General features: G+C 68.5%; 2 protein-coding genes and 1 pseudogene. All 3 read left to right on the forward strand.

Annotation, left to right across the window (positions count from 1 at the left end; translation table 11 throughout):
- Positions 1–437 (forward strand): SRPBCC domain-containing protein (locus ABGB01_RS45990; RefSeq protein ID WP_347780655.1); only part of this gene is annotated, 437 nt, incomplete at its 5' end.
- Entirely contained in the window at positions 424–792 is a 369-nt protein-coding gene (locus ABGB01_RS45995) for a metalloregulator ArsR/SmtB family transcription factor (RefSeq protein ID WP_347780656.1), read from the forward strand. The genes ABGB01_RS45990 and ABGB01_RS45995, both read left to right, overlap by 14 nt.
- Positions 779–963, forward strand: a pseudogene (locus ABGB01_RS46000) (hypothetical protein); the annotation flags it as partial. The gene ABGB01_RS45995 and the pseudogene ABGB01_RS46000, both read left to right, overlap by 14 nt.

The following is a 963-nucleotide window of genomic DNA, read 5'->3' on the forward strand; positions in this document are numbered from 1 at the left end:
GCATGGTTGCGGACGCGATCGAACGTGTGGTGGTGCTGCGGCACCCCATCGAGCGGGTGTGGACCGCGCTGACCACCGCGGAAGGGCTCTCGCGGTGGTTCGGCTCGGTGGCGGAGATTGATCTGCGGCCCGGTGGGCGCGCGTTCTTCCGCTGGGACGACCTCGACGAGGAATCCGTCGCCACGATCGTGGTGGTCGACCCGCCACGCCGTTTCGTGTTCAGGTGGGCGATCGAGGGCCTGCCGGAGGATGACGCACCCCGGACGCTTGTCGACTTCACCCTGGAGCCGGTGGCAGGCGGTACCCGGCTGCGCCTGGTGGAGAGCGGATTCACCCAGGCCGCCGCCGACGTGGCCCGCTCCGCCCACAAGGCCAACAGTCAGGGATGGGACGCCGAGCTCGTCGACCTGGAGACCTACCTCGATGCGACTGCCTGATGCAGAAGCGCAGGCCGTCGCGGTGTTCGCGGCGCTCACCGATCCGACGCGGCGGGCGCTGCTGGAGGAGCTCGGCCGCGCCGGGCCCGCAACCGTCACTGATCTGGCGCGACGGTTGCCGATCAGCCGCCAGGCGATCGCCAAGCACCTGAACCAACTCGCCGAAGCGGGCCTGATCAGCTCCGGCGAACCGGCCGGCCGCCGCCATCCCTACCGGCTGGAACCAGCCGCCATCCGCACAGCCCAGGTGTGGCTGGCCAGGCTCGCCAACCGGTGGGACGACCGGCTGGCCGCGCTGGAACGCGCACTGGACGCCACCGACACGAAGGAGTCACGCGACAATGAACAAGCCTGAATTCACCGCCGGCCTGAACATCGCCATGAAGATCCCCAAGGCACAGTACGACGCCACCGTGGCCTTCTACCGCGACACCCTGGGCTTCGACGTCAAAGAAGACGACGTCTCCTACGCTCCGACCGTCTCGAGAACTCATTCGGTGCGGTTCGGACCCAACACGCTGTGGCT

It is taken from the genome of Nonomuraea sp. B5E05 (assembly GCF_039880665.1).
Classification (GTDB): Bacteria; Actinomycetota; Actinomycetes; order Streptosporangiales; family Streptosporangiaceae; genus Nonomuraea.